Origin of the sequence: Lonsdalea britannica, assembly GCF_002111595.1 — a bacterium.
Classification (GTDB): Bacteria; Pseudomonadota; Gammaproteobacteria; order Enterobacterales; family Enterobacteriaceae; genus Lonsdalea; species Lonsdalea britannica.
The window spans coordinates 1-18,006 of sequence record NZ_LUTN01000016.1 but is presented as its reverse complement, the minus strand read 5'-3'; the positions used below and the strand labels follow the sequence as shown (position 1 = coordinate 18,006).

The 18,006-nt window shown below is 52.0% G+C and carries 11 protein-coding genes, 1 tRNA gene, 1 rRNA gene and 2 pseudogenes; 11 read left to right on the top strand and 4 right to left on the bottom strand.

Annotation, left to right across the window (positions count from 1 at the left end; genetic code table 11):
* The first annotated feature begins 1,121 nt into the window (after positions 1–1,121).
* The 8 genes and pseudogenes from proV to AU509_RS13235 all read left to right on the top strand — a co-directional run bounded on the left by proV (position 1,122) and on the right by AU509_RS13235 (position 11,425).
* Entirely contained in the window at positions 1,122–2,324 is a 1,203-nt protein-coding gene (proV, locus tag AU509_RS13270) for a glycine betaine/L-proline ABC transporter ATP-binding protein ProV (RefSeq protein ID WP_085653423.1), read from the top strand.
* Positions 2,317–3,459: a glycine betaine/L-proline ABC transporter permease ProW gene (gene proW / locus AU509_RS13265; RefSeq protein ID WP_085653424.1), complete on the top strand. Its 1,143-nt coding sequence runs from the start codon at positions 2,317–2,319 to the stop codon at positions 3,457–3,459. Before proV ends, proW begins: the two co-directional genes overlap by 8 nt.
* A 101-nt stretch (positions 3,460–3,560) precedes the next feature.
* On the top strand, positions 3,561–4,556 hold the full coding sequence (gene proX / locus AU509_RS13260; protein ID WP_085653425.1) for a glycine betaine/L-proline ABC transporter substrate-binding protein ProX: 996 nt from the start codon (positions 3,561–3,563) through the stop codon (positions 4,554–4,556).
* 246 nt (positions 4,557–4,802) lie between these two features.
* Positions 4,803–5,986 (top strand): annotated as a pseudogene (locus AU509_RS13255) (MFS transporter).
* 251 nt (positions 5,987–6,237) lie between these two features.
* Positions 6,238–6,753 carry a transcriptional repressor MprA gene (mprA, locus tag AU509_RS13250; protein ID WP_085653427.1) on the top strand — a complete coding sequence of 172 codons (516 nt, stop codon included), beginning with the start codon at positions 6,238–6,240 and terminating at the stop codon, positions 6,751–6,753.
* 233 nt (positions 6,754–6,986) lie between these two features.
* A complete protein-coding gene (emrA, locus tag AU509_RS13245) occupies positions 6,987–8,159 on the top strand; it encodes a multidrug efflux MFS transporter periplasmic adaptor subunit EmrA (protein ID WP_085653428.1) in 1,173 nt (390 codons plus the stop codon).
* Between the two features lie 2 nt (positions 8,160–8,161).
* Positions 8,162–9,711, top strand: a pseudogene (gene emrB / locus AU509_RS13240) (multidrug efflux MFS transporter permease subunit EmrB).
* 433 nt (positions 9,712–10,144) lie between these two features.
* Positions 10,145–11,425 carry a glycoside hydrolase family 68 protein gene (locus AU509_RS13235; protein WP_085653429.1) on the top strand — a complete coding sequence of 427 codons (1,281 nt, stop codon included), beginning with the start codon at positions 10,145–10,147 and terminating at the stop codon, positions 11,423–11,425.
* A 147-nt stretch (positions 11,426–11,572) separates the two neighbouring features.
* Here the strand turns inward: AU509_RS13235 and AU509_RS13230 are convergent, their stop codons facing one another.
* Positions 11,573–12,661, bottom strand: a complete 1,089-nt coding sequence (locus AU509_RS13230; protein ID WP_085653430.1) for a tRNA/rRNA methyltransferase — start codon at positions 12,659–12,661, stop codon at positions 11,573–11,575.
* A gap of 245 nt (positions 12,662–12,906) precedes the next feature.
* Between AU509_RS13230 and trxC the strand changes: the two genes are divergently transcribed.
* The 3 genes from trxC (at position 12,907) to pssA (ending at position 15,835) form a co-directional block, all read left to right on the top strand.
* Positions 12,907–13,326 (top strand): thioredoxin TrxC, encoded by a 420-nt coding sequence (trxC, locus tag AU509_RS13225; RefSeq protein ID WP_094118552.1) that lies wholly within the window; start codon positions 12,907–12,909, stop codon positions 13,324–13,326.
* Between the two features lie 82 nt (positions 13,327–13,408).
* A complete protein-coding gene (locus AU509_RS13220) occupies positions 13,409–14,083 on the top strand; it encodes a tRNA-uridine aminocarboxypropyltransferase (RefSeq protein ID WP_094118551.1) in 675 nt (224 codons plus the stop codon).
* 396 nt (positions 14,084–14,479) lie between these two features.
* Positions 14,480–15,835 (top strand): CDP-diacylglycerol--serine O-phosphatidyltransferase, encoded by a 1,356-nt coding sequence (gene pssA, locus AU509_RS13215; RefSeq protein WP_085653432.1) that lies wholly within the window; start codon positions 14,480–14,482, stop codon positions 15,833–15,835.
* A 407-nt stretch (positions 15,836–16,242) separates the two neighbouring features.
* On the opposite strand, the gene AU509_RS13210 is transcribed toward pssA, so the two are convergent.
* From AU509_RS13210 to AU509_RS13200, 3 genes are all read right to left on the bottom strand, one after another.
* Positions 16,243–17,541 carry an MFS family transporter gene (locus AU509_RS13210; RefSeq protein WP_085653433.1) on the bottom strand — a complete coding sequence of 433 codons (1,299 nt, stop codon included), beginning with the start codon at positions 17,539–17,541 and terminating at the stop codon, positions 16,243–16,245.
* Positions 17,542–17,748: 207 nt separating this feature from the next.
* Positions 17,749–17,864, bottom strand: a 5S ribosomal RNA gene (rrf, locus tag AU509_RS13205).
* A 52-nt stretch (positions 17,865–17,916) separates the two neighbouring features.
* Positions 17,917–17,991 (bottom strand) — tRNA-Thr (locus tag AU509_RS13200).
* Positions 17,992–18,006: the final 15 nt, after the last annotated feature.

Sequence of the window (18,006 nt, the reverse complement as noted above, 5' to 3'; positions counted from 1 at the left end):
TTATTTAGCATCATTCATTTTGCTATTACCTGTTTATACATTTTTACTCCGCTCATTATTCTCGTGCGTCTGGATATATCGGCCGGAACGTTAACGTTTCTCCCCGTTAAAACCCGGTTATCGAAGACGTCGTACAAAGACCGCATAGGGGTGGCGCAACGGGAGGATTCGGTCCCATGATCGGCACGGAGGAGAACGGAAGATGAGAGATGAGATATGAGAGATGAGAGATGAGAGATGAGAGACACAATGCAAGCGCCACAGGCGGAGTAAAGAGAAGCCCACCTACAGCATGCGGAGAATCACGGCTGTTAAGAGCGATGTCCAAAGGACCATCGTCGCTGAAACTGTCGTCATGAACATGCCGGGAGTCTCGAAACGTCATCACGCATCGCGCTAACGGGGGCAATATGGCGTCTTTTTCCTGACGCTGAATGCGCCTTTCATGGGGGCCGTGATGGGATGAAAACCCTGACGTAAGACGGGGTTTTCGCGCAACAGTCAGGGACTCAAAATACATCGCGGTGGAAGGGGATCGTGGGCAAAATAATGCCTTGTATCTCGGGAAAAAATGCGAAATATATCCGTTTCTTTTGAGGAATATTATCCACCCCAGAAAGATCCCCTCATTTACCGTCCGCCGGAGCAAGGCAACATTCCGTGCGGACCCCCTCCCTATACCCCCTGGTTATTTTAGCAAAACCAGGACTAACGCCTTCAGCTTACAGCCCTTTTTTTCATCGAAAATCATGCGCCAACGCCCTATTTATTTGCACAGGGATAAATATTGGAAACCACCAAAATTCAGGAAGAGAAAATATATTTAAAATCATCATCAATAATTTTTACTGAATCCATTCAACACCATGATTTTAATAGTATTTTTATTTGTTTAATATTGTTAATGATTTTGAATTTCAGATATTTAATGACGATATTTTCCGGTATAAAAACAGCTAAAAAACCGAAAATAACAAGGAGGAGAAATTACTCAATCCGACCTCAGGGGTTGTCTCAAATTATTATTATGGTAGGGTATACGGCTGTTTTATCGTTACCAGGGCAGATCTATAGCGCATAACATCAAAGCAATATCGTCACTATAGGAACTAACCAATTTCATGGCAATTAAACTTGAAGTAAAAAATCTCTACAAAATATTTGGCGAACATCCTGACCGTGCATTCAAGCTGATGGACAAGGGCTTGAATAAAGATCAGGTGTTTGAAAAGACCGGACTCACGGTCGGTGTCGAAAACGCCAATCTGGCCATTGAAGAAGGCGAGATATTTGTCATCATGGGATTATCCGGGTCAGGAAAATCCACGCTAGTACGCCTTCTCAATCGTCTGATAGAACCCACGCGCGGTCAGGTGCTGATCGACGGCGAAGATATCGCCCGAATCTCGGACAGCGCCCTGCGTGAAGTTCGCCGCAAAAAGATCAGTATGGTGTTTCAGTCGTTCGCGCTGATGCCCCATCTGAACATCCTCGACAATACCGCGTTCGGTATGGATCTGGCGGGTATCCCCAAAGCAGAACGGGAGCAGAAAGCGCAAGACGCCCTGCAACAGGTCGGACTGGAAGCCTATGCGGCCTCCTACCCTGACGAGCTGTCCGGCGGGATGCGTCAACGTGTGGGCTTGGCTCGCGCACTGGCTAACGACCCGGACATCCTGCTAATGGATGAAGCGTTCTCGGCACTCGACCCCCTGATTCGTACCGAAATGCAGGATGAACTGGTCAAGCTGCAGTCTCGCCAACAGCGCACCATCGTGTTCATTTCCCATGACCTCGACGAGGCCATGCGTATCGGCGACCGTATCGCCATCATGCGCAATGGTGAAGTGATTCAGGTCGGCACGCCGGATGAAATTCTGAACAATCCGGCCAACGACTACGTGCGCACCTTCTTCCGCGGCGTCGACATCAGTCAGGTGTTCAGCGCCAAAGATATCGCGCGCCGCCGTCCGGTCGCCATCATCCGTAAATCTCCCGGCGTGGGGCCGCGTTCTGCGCTGGCCATTTTGCAGGAAGAGGATCGGGAGTTCGGCTATGTGCTGGAACGAGGCCAAAAATTCATCGGTATCGTCTCTATCGAATCGCTGAAAGAGGCCCACAAGAAGCAACTGCCGCTTGACCAGGCGTTACTGTCCGAACCGTCTCCGGTTCCCGCCGACATGCCGCTCAACGAGCTGATTTCCCTCGTGGCGCAGGCTCCCTGCGCCATACCGGTCGTCGGTGAAAACAATGAGTACATGGGCATCATCTCCAAAGGGATGCTGCTGCAGGCACTGGATAAAGAGGGCTCTCTGAATGACTGATGCGACTAATCCGTGGGAAACCACCACAACCGCTGAACAAGCCGCGCAGCAACCGGCCGCTGCGCCGCAGGCCGATCCTTGGGGCGCAGCCCCCGCCCCGACTGATGGCGGCGGCGCTGACGCCTGGGGCAACGCCGCTCCACCCGCTGGTGGCACCGACGTTCCCGCCGGGAGCACCGACTGGCTAAGCAGCGCGCCGGCGCCGGAACCTGAGCACTTTAGCCTGCTCGATCCGTTCAAGCATACCCTGATCCCGCTGGATAGCTGGGTGACGCGCGGCATCGACTGGCTGGTGGTGCACTTCCGCCCGGTGTTTCAGGGCGTGCGCGTGCCGGTCGATATTATCCTCAACGCTTTCCAGCAGCTGCTGATGGGGATGCCTGCTCCGGTCGCCATCATCGTGTTCTCTCTGCTGGCCTGGCAGGTCTCTAGCTTCGGCATGGGGATGGCGGCGTTTATTTCCCTAATCTTGATCGGCGCTATCGGCGCTTGGTCTCAGGCGATGGTGACGCTGTCTCTGGTGTTGACCGCCCTGTTCTTCTGCGTCCTGATCGGCCTTCCCATGGGGATTTGGCTGGCGCGCAGCGAACGGGCCGCGAAGATTATCCGACCTCTGCTGGATGCGATGCAGACAACGCCTGCGTTCGTCTATCTGGTGCCGATCGTCATGTTGTTCGGGATCGGAAACGTACCGGGCGTGGTCGTGACCATTATCTTTGCGCTGCCGCCAATAGTCCGTCTGACCATTCTCGGAATTCGACAGGTTCCCGCTGACCTGCTGGAAGCCGCTGAGTCGTTCGGCGCCAGCCCGCGTCAGATGCTGTTTAAAGTTCAGCTGCCGCTGGCGATGCCGACCATTATGGCCGGTGTCAACCAAACGCTAATGCTGGCGCTGTCGATGGTGGTTATCGCCTCCATGATCGCCGTCGGCGGTCTGGGACAGATGGTACTGCGCGGTATCGGCCGACTCGATATGGGTCAGGCTGCCATCGGCGGCGTTGGGATCGTCATTCTGGCCATCATCCTTGACCGTCTGACCCAGTCTCTGGGCCGTGACAAACGCAGCCGCAACAATCAGCGCTGGTTCAACAGCGGTCCTATCGGTCTGCTGGCCCGTCCTTTCATCAAGTCCTGATGCTCTGACTCTCGTGACCGGCTCCGGTCGGTCACATCAAGATAAATAATCATAATGACAGGGGACGCCACGTGTCCCCGACACCAACAAGAGGAATTCTTATGCGTAAAACAGGCATAATGTCGTTTGCCCTGACCGCCGTACTTAGTACCTCTCTCGCGGCCGCCGAACTTCCGGGAAAAGGCGTTACCGTACAGCCGATTCAGAGCACGCTGACGGAAGAAACCTTCCAGACTGAGCTGGTGAACAAAGCGTTGGAAAAACTGGGCTACGACGTCCAGCCGACGCGTGAAGTGGACTACAACGTCGCTTACACCTCTATCGCAAACGGCGACGCGACTTTCATGGCGGTCAACTGGGATCCGCTGCAGAACGACCAGTATAAATCCGCAGGCGGCGACGCCAAATTCTTCCGTCAGGGCATCTATATTTCCGGTGCTGCGCAGGGTTATCTGATCGATAAGAAAACGGCGGAGCAGTACAAGATCACCAACATCGCTCAGCTAAAAGATCCTAAAATCGCCAAGTTGTTCGATACCAACGATGACGGCAAAGCTGATTTGACCGGTTGTAATCCGGGCTGGGGCTGTGAAGCGGCCATTAACAATCACGTGAAGGCCTACGGCCTGACGCCGACGGTGGAACACAACCAGGGTAACTATGCGGCGATGATCGCCGACACCATTACCCGTTTCCACGAAGGTAAACCGATCCTGTACTACACCTGGACGCCATACTGGGTCAGCAATGTGCTGGTGCCGGGACGCGACGTCGTCTGGCTGCAGGTGCCTTTCTCCTCCCAGCCGGGAGATATGAAAGGCGTCAGCACCAAGCTGCCTAACGGCGCCGACTACGGTTTCCCGGTTAACAACGTTCGTATCGCCGCCAACAAGGTATGGGCCGAGAAAAACCCTGCTGCGGCCAAATTGTTCTCCAGCATGTGGTTGCCGGTTGCCGATGTGAATGCGCAGAACCAGCGTATGCACGCCGGTGAGTCGTCTGAAGAGGCGATCGAGCGTCACGTTAACGGCTGGATCAAAGCCCACCAGAAACAGTTTGACGCATGGGTCGACTCCGCACGCGCCGCTGCGAAGTAAATCGTTTTTAGGAGCGCCTGCCCCGTCAGGCGCTCTTCTTTCCCACGGTTCCTACTGGCTTTTTAGCCCCCCCCCTTTCAATCCGTTTCCAGCCTCTTGCCGACCTCATCATTTCCACATACGCCATCGTGATAGCGATGACTCACGCTGGAATGATTACGCATGAAATTGACTCAAAGGGTGGTATCAATGGGGGATCTGTCCGATACTACCAACCTTTAGCCTTAACAAATAGTTAACCATTTCATGAACACCGCCATACCACGAACCCAAACGTTAAGCCCTGCGCTAACCCTCTTGATGTCCGCCGCAACCGGCTGATGGTAGCGAGCAATTACTACGCACAACCGCTATTGGATGCTATCGCCAACGCGTTCATGCTTTCTCCCAATCAGGCGGGTTTTATCGTCACCGCAGCCCAATTGGGCTATGCCGTGGGCCTGCTGCTGTTGGTGCCGCTGGGCGATATGCTGGAGCGCCGGGGACTGATTGTCGGTATGAGCCTGCTGTCCGCCGCCGGTATGCTGGTTACCGCATCGTCGTCATCACTGTGGGTCATGATACTCGGCACGGCACTGACCGGGATGTTCTCCGTCGCCGCGCAGCTTCTGGTGCCGCTAGCCGCGACGCTGGCCTCGCCGGAAACCCGAGGTAAAGTGGTCGGTACCGTGATGAGCGGCCTGCTGCTCGGGATATTGCTAGCCCGAACGTTGGCGGGCGCGCTGGCGTCTCTGGGCGGATGGCGACTGGTTTACTGGGTCGCGAGCGTTCTGATGATCGCCCTGTCTTTGCTGTTGTGGCGGGCTTTGCCTCGTTATAAACAAGACAATCAGCTGAATTATCCGCAGCTGCTGTCTTCGATTTTTCATCTCATGATCACGTACAAGCCGCTGCGCATTCGTTCCATTTTAGGCGGCCTGACGTTCGCGAACTTCAGCATTCTATGGACCTCGATGGCGTTTCTGCTGTCCGCGCCGCCGTATCGTTACTCCGAGGCCGTAATTGGCCTGTTTGGATTGGTCGGCGCGGCAGGAGCGCTGGCTGCCACGCGAGCCGGACGTCTGGCAGACCGCGGCCATGCCAAAACGGTCACGACCGTCGGCCTTGTCGTGCTGGCGCTGTCGTGGCTGCCCATCGCCGCAGGCGTTCACTCCATCCTGCTGTTGCTGATCGGGATTTTGGCGTTGGATCTGACGGTTCAGGGCGTGCATGTCACCAATCAGAGCATCATCTACCGCGACATGCCTGAAGCCCGTAATCGAATTACCTCAGGTTATATGACCGCCTATTTCATCGGCGGGGCATTAGGCTCGATGTTATCCGCTACGATGTTTCAGTACTTCGGCTGGCTGGGCGTTTCCATTGCGGGTTTCCTAACCAGCCTTATCGCCCTCTTGGTCTGGTGGTATAATAGAAACGACGTTTCTTAAATGTGACAGCCCTATCGGATCTTTTAATCCGGTAGGGGATTTCCACGAATGCCCGTCTTTAGGAAATTTTTTCTTTTTTTTATCAAAAAATAAATTGCGACAAATTGGAATAAAACACATAAAAATCAACACAATATTTATTTAAGTGCTTTCATCCCCCCGCTTTTTTTACCACTTTTGGTACTTTCCGTCATTTACCCAAGTAATAACCTGCGTTACTATACAGAAAGTGATTAATGAGGTTGACATAAATGGAAAGTTCGTTTGCACCAATAGAAAGTATGCTGCGCATGCGCGCCACTCGCCATCCCGACTTCCCGTACAAGGAAGTTACGATGCTTCGTCTGTTTCTACATTTGCAGACAAAAATACTTGAACACCGTAATCGAATGCTGAAGGAACAGAACATCAATGAGACGCTGTTCATGGCATTGCTTACGCTTGAATCTCAAGAGTCTTATAGCATTCAGCCTTCCGAGCTCAGCGCCGCGCTCGGTTCATCACGCACCAACGCCACACGTATTGCGGATGAACTGGAAAAACGCGGTTGGATTGAGCGCCGGGAGAGTGAAAGCGACCGACGTTGCCTGCACTTGTTCATGACGGAAAAAGGGAAGGCTTTCTTGAATGAGTTACTCCCGCCGCAACACTTTAGTCTGCATCAGCTATGCTCTGTCTTGGATGACGAAGAGCAGCTCGAGTTGGAAACCTTGATGCGTAAACTACTGGGACGCCTTGACGAAATCGAAAAAGGTATGCCGATTTAGTATTTCACCATCATCATAAGTCAGCGCCATGCCGCCCCACACTGACATTTACCGACACCAGGCGGACATTCTCGTGACGTGCACATCCTTGAGCGCAAGGAATCACGAGACGTTCTCAGTGTGGTCCCGGCACGGGCTGTCTATTTATCGCAGCCTGAGCGTTAGCGACATCACCCTCACATCGCCGTATGGCAATTACCCATTAAAGAATGAGAAGTACATTAGGGGAAACCATGAGCTCCACTGTGGAAACATCTGCACCGCAACCTGTCAAAAAGAACAAACCCCGTCGGAAACGCATCTTAACGTTATTAACACTTATATTTTTATTCCTGGGCTGCCTGTGGCTCGCTTATTGGTTCCTGGTTTTACGTCATCATCAGGAAACCGATGATGCGTATGTCGCGGGTAACCAGATCCAGATTATGTCGCAGGTCGCCGGTAGCGTGACCAGCGTCAACGTCGACAGCACGGACTTCGTCAGAAAAGGCGATGTGTTGGTCGAACTCGACCCAACCGACGCCCAACAGGCATACGAGCGTGCGCAAACCGCGCTGGCCAATAGCGTGCGTCAGGTTCATCAGTTAATTATCAATAATCGTCAGTATCAGGCGAATATCGCGCTCCGGCAGACCGCGCTCAACCAAGCGGTCAGCGATTTGAATCGCCGAGAAACGCTGGGTAAAGTCAACGCCATCGGACGCGAAGATGTGCAGCATGCGCGCGATGCCGTCGCCAGCGCACAGGCGTCGCTGGATGTCGCCAAACAGCAATTCGCCGCCAATCAGGCGCTGATTCTTAATACGCCGTTGGAAAAGCAGCCGGCGATACAGCAGAGCGCCGCCGACTTGCGTGACGCCTGGCTGGCGTTGCAGCGGACGCACATTGTGAGCCCGGTAGATGGCTATGTTTCACGCCGCAGTGTACAGGTCGGCGCCCGGATTGCTTCAACATCGGCTCTGATGGTGGTGGTTCCCGCCAAAGGCCTGTGGGTGGACGCCAACTTCAAGGAAACCCAGTTAGCCAATATGCGTATCGGCCAGCCCGCCACCCTCGTCAGCGATCTTTATGGCGACGATGTGGTTTATAAAGGCAAGGTTGTTGGCCTGGATATGGGCACCGGCAGCGCCTTTTCTCTTCTGCCAGCGCAGAATGCCACCGGCAACTGGATTAAAGTCGTCCAGCGTCTTCCCGTCCGGGTTGAGCTCGATCCGCAAGAGCTGGCGGATCACCCTCTGCGCATCGGTCTGTCGATGCTGGTCAATGTCGATACCGCCAATGCGGACGGTAAAGTCTTATCTGACGTACCGCGTAGCGAACCCGCCTACCAGAGCGATGCGCTGGAGCTGAATATGGCGCCGGTCAATCAGACTATCGACGAGATTATCCGTGCTAACGCAGGCTGAGCATGAGGGATAAACACGTGCAGAAGAAACCGCTAGAGGGAATACAGCTGGCCTTGTTGACCATCGCGCTCGCGTTGGCCACCTTCATGCAGGTACTGGATTCGACCATCGCCAACGTAGCGATCCCGACGATTGCCGGCAATCTGGGGTCATCCAACTCTCAGGGCACCTGGGTGATCACCTCCTTCGGGGTGGCGAACGCCATTTCTATTCCGATTACCGGTTGGCTGGCGAAACGCTTTGGCGAAGTTCGCCTTTTCGTCTGGGCCACGGGACTGTTTGCGCTGATGTCCTGGCTGTGCGGTATCTCCAACAGCCTGGAAATGTTGATCTTCTTCCGTGTCCTGCAAGGACTGGTTGCAGGCCCGATCATCCCATTGTCGCAAAGCCTGCTATTGAACAACTATCCTCCGGCGAAACGCAGTATCGCACTGGCGCTGTGGTCGATGACCGTCGTCGTCGCGCCGATTTTCGGTCCGATCCTCGGCGGTTGGATCAGCGACAACTACCATTGGGGATGGATTTTCTTTATCAATATTCCGCTGGGCGTGCTGGTGGTGGTGCTGACGTTGCAGCTGCTGCGCGGACGTGAGACAGCGGTCACGATCAGGCCGATAGACTCTATCGGTCTGGTGCTGCTGGTGTTGGGCGTGGGCTGCCTGCAAATGATGCTTGATCGTGGAAAGGAGCTGGACTGGTTTAACTCTACTGAGATCATCACGCTATGCGTCGTCGCGGTTATAGCTCTGGTGTTCCTCGTAGTATGGGAGCTAACGGATGATAATCCGGTCGTCGACCTCTCCCTCTTTAAATCCCGTAACTTCACCATTGGCTGCCTGTGCACCAGCCTGGCATTTATGTTCTATTTCGGTGCCATCGTTCTTATGCCGCAGCTATTGCAGGAAGTTTATGGCTATACCGCTACCTGGGCAGGATTGGCATCGGCCCCCGTCGGCTGATGCCAGTGCTATTGTCGCCGCTCATCGGTCGCTTCGCGCCGCGTCTGGATATGCGCTATCTGGTCAGCTTCAGCTTTGTGATGTACGCCGTCTGCTTCTATTGGCGTACCTATACCTTTGAACCGGGCATGGACTTCGCGGCTTCGGCCTGGCCTCAGTTCGTACAGGGATTTGCGGTGGCGTGCTTCTTTATGCCTTTGACGACGATTACCTTGTCAGGGCTCGGGCCAGAGCGATTGGCGGCAGCATCCAGTTTGTTCAACTTCTCGCGTACCCTCGCGGGCTCCATCGGAACATCGCTGACAACCACGCTTTGGGAGCGGCGAGAAGCGCTACATCACGCTCAGTTGACGGAATCCGTGTCGCCTTATAATCCGATTGCACAGCAGGTCTATCAGCAAATGGAGGCTTTAGGGCTTACACAGCAGCAGGTCTCTTCTTATCTTGCTCAACAGATTACCGGGCAAGGCCTAATCATTGCTGCAAACGAGATCTTTTGGGCCGCAGCGGCAATATTTATCGTGCTGATTGTGTTGGTATGGTTCGCTCGTCCCCCCTTTGGCAGTGCCGGAGGGGGTGGCGGCGCGCACTAAGCCAATTGCAGCGTCTGATTACCGTGCCGTCCTCTTTGGGGACGGCATTTTTGTCTTTGACTAAGAGAGACGTTACTCGATTCGCAATCCGGCGTTAGCCACACCGTTTAACCTTCTATTTTACCGTCACTTCATCCTCTAAACCGCCTTGGCCAACTACATCCTTCCCATCTATAGCAGCTCGACGCATTTCGTTATCTCCAATCTCAAAATGAGCAAAAACGAAACCACCTCAGAATAAAACCCCAAAAAGAACTCATTAAATCGCCAAAAAGAAAAACAAAAAACCACAAAAACGTCATTTTAAAACAATAAGCCCAAATCAGTTAAAATTATCAAATTAGCATTGAACGCCAGAAACATACTGTATATAGTATCAGCACTGTACAGACATACAGTAAAACAAATCACTCACTTTTACAGGAGATACACCATGGCCATTCGTAAAGAACTGAAAGCCACCCCCGCTTACAAACCGACAATCTGGACTCGTGCCGATGCGTTGAAAGTCACCTTCGACGATCCGACGACCACTCAGCCTTTGGTCAGTGCCGACTTTAAAACCATGAGCGACGACGTATTCATCTGGGATACCATGCCGCTGCGTGATATTAACGGTCACACTGTGTCAGTCGATGGCTGGTCAGTCATTTTCACCCTGACCGCGGATCGTCAAGAAGACAACCCTGCTTACCTGGATGAAAACGGCAACTACAACATCTCTCTTGACTGGAACGACCGCCACGGTCGCGCAAAGATCTGCTACTGGTTCTCACGTAACAGTAAAGATTGGACCTTCGGTGGCCGCATGATGGCTGAAGGCGTTTCTCCTACCACTCGCGAATGGGCTGGTTCTCCCATTCTGCTGAATGAAAAAGGCGACATCGCATTCTACTACACCGCGGTGACTCCTGGTTCAACCGTATCCAAAGTACGTGGTCGTGTTGTAACGACGTCCACCGGCGTGGAAATGGTCGGCTTCAACAAAGTATTCAGCCTGTTCGACGCCGATGGCGCGATTTACCAGACTGAAGAACAAAACCAGTACTGGGCCTTCCGCGATCCATGGCCGTTCCGTGACCCGAAAAGCGGCAAGCTGTACATGCTGTTCGAAGGTAACGTTGCTGGTGTTCGTGGTTCTCATGTCGTCGGTGATGACGAACTGGGTGATGTACCGCCGGGTTACGAAGAAGTGGGTGGCTCACGCTACCAGACGGGTTGTATCGGTATTGCTGTTGCGCTGGATGAAGATGGCGACCAATGGGAACTGTTACCGCCGCTGGTTACCGCTGTTGGCGTCAACGATCAGACCGAACGTCCTCACTTCGTATTCCAGGACGACCAGTACTACCTGATGACCATCAGCCACACGTATACCTATGCTGACGGCCTGACCGGTCCGGATGGTGTTTACGGCTTCCTGAGCGACGAGCTGTTTGGCCAGTATGAGCCGATGAACGGTTCTGGTCTGGTTCTGGGTAACCCTTCCAGCCAGCCTTACCAGACTTATTCACACTATGTCATGCCTAACGGCCTGGTAACGTCCTTCATCGACAGCGTGCCTACCGATGTGGAAACGACCGGTATGGAATATCGTATTGGTGGGACTGAAGCACCGACCGTGAAGATCAAATTCATCGGCTCTCGTAGCTTCGTGGTTGAAGAACTGGATTACGGCTACATTCCGCCGGAACTGGATGTGAAAACGCTGTAAAGAATGACCCACTCATGTGGGCCATACTCAGCACTTCAATGTTGACCGGCACCTAGCCATGCCCGGCGAGGGTGCCAAAAAAGAAGGCCAGTCAGGTGACACTGACTGGCCTTCACTATATCACGCTTAAAAACAGGATGTCACCGTTCAGCCTTGATTCTGACGCCACCATTCCGCCAGCAGGATACCGGTCGCAACAGAAATATTCAGGCTCTCGACCTTACCGGTTCCGTCGATAGACACCTTCACGCCGCCTTGTTCCCAAGCTCCGTCTGTCAAACCATCACCCTCTTCACCCAAAACGATCACCGTTTTGGCAGGTAATGTGGCCCCCGATAAAGGTGTGCCTTTGTGACTGGACGTGGTGACGATGGTGTACCCGGCACGTCGGAATTCCTCCAACGCATCTATCAACCCTTCGGTACTGATGGCTTTCACATGTTCAGCACCACCTTCTGCCGTACGCACTGCCGCACCGGATTCCAGTATCGCTGCATCACGGACTAAAACGCCACGCACGCCGAAATGCGCACAGCTACGAATAATCCCCCCCAGGTTATGCGGATTACCCACTTCTTCCAGCGCCAAAACACAGTCTTTCTCGCCAGCTTTACTCAGGTAATCTTTCACCTCAGTGCCACGACGCTTCTTGATCAGGAAACAAACGCCGCCATGATGATCGGTGCCGGAGGCTTTGGTCAGCTCTTCGTCATCAACAACATGATACGCCTTACGGTTTGCCGCCATCCAACGCAGCGCATCGCGAAAACGCGGAGTAACTTCTTGCAAAAACCAGGCTCGAACGATTGACTCAGGCCGGCTTTTAAACAGCGCCTGACAGGCATTTTCACCATAGACGCGAGTTTCTTCTGCCCGCTGGCGGCGCAACTGCGCAGGATCTAACTGACTTTTACCTACAATACCACCGTGGTCAGGCGCAGCATCGGGACTACGTGAAACAGTTTTCCAGGGAGAATCGTACTCCCCTGTCGATTCTCGACGAGCTGGGCGTTCTTCCTGACGCTTCTCTCCGCGCCATTTCGAACCTTCGTCACGACCGCCGCCATCGCGCGATCCGGGCGCACGTTTGTCGCGCGGTTTTTTATCCCGACTGTCGCCGCTCGGACGTCGCGTATCCGACGAACGTGAATTCTTATCCTTTTTATCGTCCTCATCGCTGCTGCGGACGTACATCACGCGGACCTTGCCGCCTTTCCCACTAAATGAATCGCTCATCTTTTTCTCCACCTACGCGCTCGCCGCGAAGAGTACCTTATGTCCCATCGCTTAGCTACCGAACGACACATAAAAGTCAGGAACTATTGTAGCCATTGAGTAAACCACGTTGTTCCATCAGGTTCCGGTCACGATACTGAAGCCACACTCAACATCGCCGCCAGCTAGCCTTTTTATACGCACGCGGCGGTAACGTTTAACAGCTCGCTGACTCATGTTAGTCCTTTGATTATTGAGGCCTTGTTATGAATACGGTTTGTGCATCGTGCCACACTACTAACCGCCTGGCGGAAACGCGCATTGAAGATAACGCCACCTGCGGACGTTGCGGGGAGACGCTATTCAAAGGAGAAGTGATCAATGCCACGGCCAAAACGCTTGATAAGTTACTTAAAGACGATCTTCCCGTCGTCATTGATTTCTGGGCGCCATGGTGCGGGCCGTGTGTTAATTTCGCCCCCGTGTATAGCAGCGTAGCAGAAGAAAACGGCGGCAAAATCCGCTTTTTGAAAGTGAACACCGAAGCTGAACCCGAGTTAAGCGAACGTTTCCGTATTCGCACCATTCCTACGATTATGATTTTCAAGAATGGGCAGATGGTAGATATGTTGAACGGCGCGATGCCAAAAGCGCCATTCGAAAGCTGGTTGGAAGAATCACTCTAACGTGGCTGCTAGGCGATTTCATTCTGCGGGGCTTCTGGTCCCGCGATAGCTCGATTAGAATGGCGTCTTTTTGCGGGGCCCCATGACTGAAAACGCAGTCCTTCAACTACGCGAAAAGCGTTTAGCGCTCGCCACTCGTCCTTTTAACGCCCGCGGCAGCCGCGTTGTTCGGTGTCAGCGATGCCTGCTTCCCGCAATCCGTTGTCTGTGTCACACCATCGTGCCACAGCAAGCACGAAGCCGCTTCTGCTTAATCATGTTTGATACTGAACCCATGAAACCCAGTAATACGGGGCGGCTCATAGCGGATATTCTGCCGAATACGTTGGCCTTTCAATGGTCGCGCACAATTCCCAACCCGGCGCTACTCGCGGCAATTCAGTCACCGCACTATCAACCTTATCTGGTCTTTCTGGCCGAAGAAGAAAATAAGGCACGTGACGTATTTCATCAGTTGCCCGAAACCGGCAAAGCCCCACTCTTTATTATGTTGGATGGCACTTGGCCAGAAGCCCGCAAAATGTTCCGTAAAAGCCCATATCTGGATAATTTGCCTATTCTGTCGCTCAGTATAGAAGCCCTGTCTCGTTATAAATTGCGTGAAGCAAGTCTGGCGGGCCAGCAGTGTACCGCCGAAATTGCCGTGGCGCTTTTAGAACAAGCCGGGGATCACTCAGCGGCACAAACCCTGAATAACCACTTTGACCACTTCAGGAAAAGCTATCTGGCGGGAAAACCTCACCATACTGAAGACTGAAGACTGAAGACTGAAGATAACGTACGCGTTCAGACTCTCATGGCCGAGCCACTATGAATATACACATCATGAGTTCTATCGATCAGAATAGACCGATTTTCAACGTATTCAAGGAATAAGGACACCACCCTACATTCACTCCTGGGGTGACTTAAAAACAGTGACTCACAAACCAATATACCTTAAATGACTCGGCTGAACGGACATGGCGGATGTGCTTGATAACCTTTTGAGTACCATACCGAATCGAGCCATCGCCAACGTAAAGAGTCCGTACTAAAAGACAAAACCTGCTCACAACAGCGGGAAAGTGATGTTATTATTGCCCGATTCGGCCATATTTAACGTTCAATGACCAGCCCGGTCAGACCATGATAAGAGAAGAATCGCACTGTGATGTTGTCAAAACTAAAGCGAACTAAATACCAACAACACCTTGCACAACTGCCCAAAATTCCTCAGTCAGCCGACGCCGTGCAAACCCTCCATCGCCCGGAGGAATTCCGTCGCACGCTTGTGGAGCGGATTCTTCAGGCAGAACAACGCATCTACATCGTATCTTTATATCTGGAGCACGATGACGGCGGCGAGACAATTTTATCCGCCCTTTACCAAGCGAAACGCCAGCGTCCTGAGCTGGATGTTCGCGTATTGGTGGACTGGCATCGCGCGCAGCGCGGCCGTATTGGCGCAGCGGCGGCGAATACCAATGCAGACTGGTATCAGGCGATGAAGGAACAGAGCGGCGGAATCGAGTTTCCTGTTTACGGAGTCCCGGTTAATACGCGGGAAGCCTTGGGCGTGCTCCACCTGAAAGGTTTCATTATTGATGATACTGTGCTGTACAGTGGTGCCAGTCTGAATGATGTCTACTTGCAGCAGCATGAAAAATACCGCTACGACCGATATCAGATGATCGATAATAAGCCGCTGGCGGATACGATGGCAGGTTACGTACAGAGGCTACTGGCGTCATCTGCGATACAGCGACTGGATATGAAAGATAGACCGAAGACCGCTGAAATCAAAAATTCGATCCGTCGATTCCGCCAGATGCTACGCACCCTTCATTACCGCTTACCGAATCTCCCAAACAATAATAACCAGCTGGCCATTACGCCATTGGTTGGGTTGGGTAAACAGAGTCCATTAAATAAAACCATTCATCATTTGATGTGCTGTACTGAACAACATTTGGTGATGTGTACTCCTTATTTTAATTTACCTGCGCCGTTAGTCAGAAACGTCATTAACCTGCTTCGCAGCGGTAAAAAGATCGAAATTATCATTGGTGACAAAACGGCTAATGATTTTTATATTCCTGAGAGTGAGCCCTTCAAGATTATAGGCGCATTGCCTTATCTTTATGAAATCAACCTCCGACGTTTTCTTAGTCGATTACAAAAATATATCGATAATGGTCAGTTGGTGGTGCGTCTATGGAAAGACGGTGATAACAGCTTCCACTTAAAAGGACTGTGGGTAGATAATAAATGGCAGATGCTAACCGGCAACAATCTCAATCCGCGCGCCTGGAGACTGGATCTTGAGAATGCTATTTTGATCCACGATCCTCAAAAACAGTTGCTGGAACAGCGAATTAAAGAGCTAGCCTGCATCCGTGAGAATACGCATATATTGAGCAGCTATCAGCAGCTGGAAAGCATTGCGCAATACCCGGTTAAAGTGCGCAAACTTATTCGCCGTGTTCGACGCGTGAGAATCGATAAGCTCATTAGTCGTATTTTGTAATATATCGATGAAAGCACAGATGACGGCCGGTTAACGGTCGTTCTCCTTTATTTTCTCCCATCAACTTAACGACATCCCCCCGATCTTCGTAAGAATTGATTCGCTGAGTAATATAATGTCTCGAGTCATTCAGACAGTCCTTCCCAACGCGAACGGTTAATTCATCCTGACGCCGTAAAAATACGCACAGTATTATTTTAAGGCTGATAACCACTCAACAATGAAGTATTCAAATTTAACCTGGAAGGCATAGGTATATCTGCCAGATAAAATTAGTGGGTTATGTTTACAGGTTTTATTCTCTTTGAGAATAGAAGGTTTGTTAATTCCCGCGCCGAGGTGACGCGGGAAACGATGACCTACCGATGACGTAAATCGGCCTTGTGGAGCCTTTGACTCATGCTGAGTTAAAGGGTCTTACCTTGTCCTTTACGGTGTAGTCCCAAAGAGACCAGGAATGAGATCGCGCCCATGGCCGATACGTACCAGAAAAAGGCATTCTCCGACCCCAGAGACTTCAGTGAGAGCGCAACGTATTCAGCCGAGCCGCCAAACAATGCGTTCGCTACCGCATATGACAAGCCAACGCCCATCGCTCTAACTTCGGGGGGAAACATTTCCGCCTTCAAAATCCCGCTGATTGCCGTGTAAAAACTCACAATAATCAAAGACAGCAGGACTAGTAGAAAAGCGATAACCGGGTTGGTAACGCTTTGAAGAAGCGTCAGAATCGGCACCGTTAACAACGCCATTAATCCGCCGAAGCATAGCATCGAATTGCGGCGTCCAATCTTGTCGGATAAATGTCCAAACAGCGGCTGCAAAAGCATGAAAACGAACAGGGCCAACGTCATCAGGCCACTCGCCACTTCAGGCGCCATCCCCGAGGTGTTGACGAGATATTTTTGCATGTAAGTGGTATAGGTATAGAAACCGAGCGACCCACCGGCGGTGAAGCCCAAGACCATCAAGAATGCTTTGCGGTTATTCCATAATCCACGCAAAGAGCCCGCGTCTTTGTGTGAGCGAGAAGCTTTATCAGAGGTTTCATTCAGCGAACGACGCAAGAATAAGGCAACGACAGCCAGAATAGCGCCAATAAAAAATGGAATACGCCATCCCCAGGCATACAAACTTTCGGAGGGCATAGTGTGTTGCAATATCACCACAACTAACAGGGCCAGCAGCTGACCACCGATCAACGTGACATATTGGAAAGAAGCAAAGAACCCTTTCCTTCCCTCAATTGCAACTTCGCTCATGTAGGTAGCGCTGGTTCCATATTCCCCACCAACGGACAGCCCCTGAAAGAGACGAGCACACAACAACAACAACGGTGCCCAGGTGCCGATGGTCTCGTAACCAGGTAGGCAGGCGATGACTAACGACCCCAGGCACATCATACATACGGAGATAAGCATCGACGCCTTGCGTCCATACTTGTCAGCAATGTATCCAAACAACCATCCCCCAATCGGACGCATCAGGAAACCAGCGGCGAACACACCCGCGGTATGCAGAAGCTGCGTAGTCGGATTTTCTGAGGGGAAAAAGATGTGAGCAAAATATAAAGAACAAAATGAATATACGTAGAAATCAAACCACTCTACCAAGTTCCCTGATGATGCTCCCACAATTGCCTTGATCCTCTGTCGAGAGTCATTTTCACCGGGCGTTAATGTTTTTGAATTTATATTTCCCGTCATACGGTTTTTTCTCTCCTGTTCGTAGGACACAACTATCCAACATATCTACAGTAAAACAGGATCACGTTTGCAGGCAAAGAATAATGTATACACTTAATGATTTATCGTTAATTACGGTGGTCAAATAAGTTAAATTTATGGGTAGCTTGAGGTATTCAGATACGAAAAAGCCTCTGGCGTTAACCAGAGGCTTTCCGTTGATTTGATGCCTGGCAGTTCCCTACTCTCACATGGGGAGACCCCACACTACCATCGGCGCTACGGCGTTTCACTGCTGAGTTCGGCATGGGGTCAGGTGGGACCACCGCGCTATCGCCGCCAGGCAAATTCTTTAAAATCTTTGCCGAACTCTACTTTATTACTTTAATTAAGAGGTGGTGCTGATACCAGAGTCGAACTGGGGACCTCACCCTTACCAAGGGTGCGCTCTACCAACTGAGCCATATCAGCGCACCAAAATTTTAA

Coding starts and splice junctions, on each gene's coding strand:
- proV (WP_085653423.1), top strand. CDS start 1,122: ATGGCAATTAAACTTGAAGTAAAAAATCTCTACAAAATATTTGGCGAA.
- emrA (WP_085653428.1), top strand. CDS start 6,987: ATGAGCTCCACTGTGGAAACATCTGCACCGCAACCTGTCAAAAAGAAC.
- AU509_RS13230 (WP_085653430.1), bottom strand. CDS start 12,661: ATGAGCGATTCATTTAGTGGGAAAGGCGGCAAGGTCCGCGTGATGTAC.
- AU509_RS13235 (WP_085653429.1), top strand. CDS start 10,145: ATGGCCATTCGTAAAGAACTGAAAGCCACCCCCGCTTACAAACCGACA.
- trxC (WP_094118552.1), top strand. CDS start 12,907: ATGAATACGGTTTGTGCATCGTGCCACACTACTAACCGCCTGGCGGAA.
- AU509_RS13220 (WP_094118551.1), top strand. CDS start 13,409: ATGACTGAAAACGCAGTCCTTCAACTACGCGAAAAGCGTTTAGCGCTC.
- AU509_RS13210 (WP_085653433.1), bottom strand. CDS start 17,541: ATGACGGGAAATATAAATTCAAAAACATTAACGCCCGGTGAAAATGAC.
- proX (WP_085653425.1), top strand. CDS start 3,561: ATGCGTAAAACAGGCATAATGTCGTTTGCCCTGACCGCCGTACTTAGT.
- proW (WP_085653424.1), top strand. CDS start 2,317: ATGACTGATGCGACTAATCCGTGGGAAACCACCACAACCGCTGAACAA.
- pssA (WP_085653432.1), top strand. CDS start 14,480: ATGTTGTCAAAACTAAAGCGAACTAAATACCAACAACACCTTGCACAA.
- mprA (WP_085653427.1), top strand. CDS start 6,238: ATGGAAAGTTCGTTTGCACCAATAGAAAGTATGCTGCGCATGCGCGCC.